This is a genomic window from Pseudomonas sp., assembly GCF_050739995.1.
Lineage (GTDB): Bacteria > Pseudomonadota > Gammaproteobacteria > Pseudomonadales > Pseudomonadaceae > Aquipseudomonas.
In genome coordinates this window covers 1-2,032 of sequence record NZ_JBOICG010000691.1, presented here as the reverse complement: position 1 = coordinate 2,032, position 2,032 = coordinate 1, and the positions used below count along the sequence as shown (strand labels likewise).

The 2,032-nt window shown below is 63.2% G+C and carries 1 protein-coding gene; it reads right to left on the bottom strand.

The features are described 5' to 3' along the window. The coding region (locus ACRESD_RS23320; protein ID WP_431753059.1) for an Lhr family ATP-dependent helicase at window positions 1–2,032 on the bottom strand (2,032 nt) is incomplete at both ends.

Sequence of the window (2,032 nt, the reverse complement as noted above, 5' to 3'; positions counted from 1 at the left end):
GCATTCACCAAGCCGGCGCCCACCAGCTCCTGCAAGACGCTTTCCAATTCGCTGCGCAGCAGATGGGCTTCGTGCACCAGTTCATCGAAAAACAAAGCGCCGTGGTCACGCAGGGTTTGATGGACTTTTTGCGCCTTGGGCGACAGCGTCGCGCTGTCAGTGAGTTCGGTCAGCCCACTCCATAACGGCACTTGGCTGCGTGGCAATAGCACCACCGGTGTGCTACGTAACGCATTGGCGCTGGCCTTGTTGCTCAAGCGCGTCCACACCAGTTTGCCGCTGCGGCACAGCTCGTCGAGCCAGGTGGAGGCATAGTCCTTGAGCCGTGCACTGAGTAAATCGCTGTCCCACGCGGAGGCGGCAGCGGCATAGCCTTCGAGTTGGGCAACGATCTGCGGCAACATGGCGCTGCCCTGGCCGCGTGTGGTGTTGGACAGGTGCTGCCAATCGAATAGAAAACGCATGAAATCCTGCATCGCCACCGGTTCGATTTCCCGGCGCAGGCGCTTGACCGTGTAGCGATGAATCCGCGCGAGCAGATGCCGTTCGCACCATTGCTCCTGGGGGGCGCCGGGGCTGAAGCGACCGCGTAGCACATAGCCTTCCTGCTCCAGACGCACCAGTGCCTGGGTGACATCGGTGACCGGCAGCGCCAGTGGCGCGGCGATCTCGACCACGCTCAGCGGGCCAAACCCACCAAGCCGTGCGCGCAGCACTTCCACCACCGCGTCTTCAAGGGTCCATGGCTCATCGAAACCCGGCAGCAACGGCAGGTTGTTGGGATAGATCGCCTGCAAACAACTCAAGCGTTCCACAGCCACCCATAGGCCGTTGGACAATTGATAGGCACGTCCACCCTTGGTCAAGGCGTGCAACCAATCGGCCCATTGCGGTGTGACTTCACGGGCATCGATACACGCCAGGCTCATCAACGCCTCATGCATTTCGTCAGGGCCATTGGGTGCCGGCCAGGCTTCTTCGCGCACGCCGGCGATGGCGTCGGCGTCCAGTGCGCCGAGGTCGTCAGTGCTTTGTGGGTCGCTCCAGCGCCGGTTGAGTACCGCCTGGGTACGGCGTTCTTCCAGGGGGGCGTCGTCGAGAAAAGTGTAGGGGCGGGCGCTGAGGATTTCGGCGGCCATGGGCGAGGGCGCTGGCAAGTCGCGGCTGATCAGGCGCACTGCGCCGCGCTCCATGCATCGCAGCAGGGCCAGCCAGGCGTCGCTGTCCATGGCTTCGTGCAGGCAGTCGTCAAGGGTTTGTTCCACCAACGGATGGTCGGGCACTTCACGTTCGCCGGCGAGGTTTTCCAGGCAGGCGATTTGGTCGGGGAACACGCTGGCGATCAGGTCTTCGCTTTTCATGCGCTGGATCTGCGGCGCCACCTTGCGCCCGCCGCTAAAGCGCGGCAACGCCAGCGCCACCCCAGCGTTCCAGCGCCAGCGCACGCCGAACAAGGGCGCATCCAGCACGGCCTGGATCAGGATGTGCTCGGCGCTGTTGCTGTTGAGGTAACGCCACACCTCATCGAGTTCGAAACTGTGGCTGGTAGACAAAGACAGCACGATCGCATTTTCACTGGCCGCGGCCTGCAATTCGAAATTGAACGTGCGGCAAAAACGCTTGCGCAGGGCCAGGCCCCAAGCGCGGTTGAGGCGGCTGCCGTAGGGCGTGTGAATGATCAACTGGGTGCCGCCGGACTCGTCGAAAAACCGCTCCATGATCAACGTGTCCTGGGACGGCAAGGCACTCAGGGCCAGGCGCGCGCGGGCCAGGTAATCGAGGATCTGTTCGGTGCTGGCGCGGTTCAGGCCGAGGGTGTCGGTGAGCCAGGCCTGTGCGGGTTGCAAGTCGCCAGGGCTGGCGCTGAGCAGGGCGTCCAACTGCCCTTGGAAGCGCGCTACAGCCGCCGACAGTTCGTTGCTGCGCCCGGGCGCTTCGCCGAGCCAGAAGGGAATGGTCGGTGGCTGGCCGTGGGCATCCTCGACGCGCACCTTGCCGGTTTCTATTCGCAAAATTCTGTAAGACGTATTAC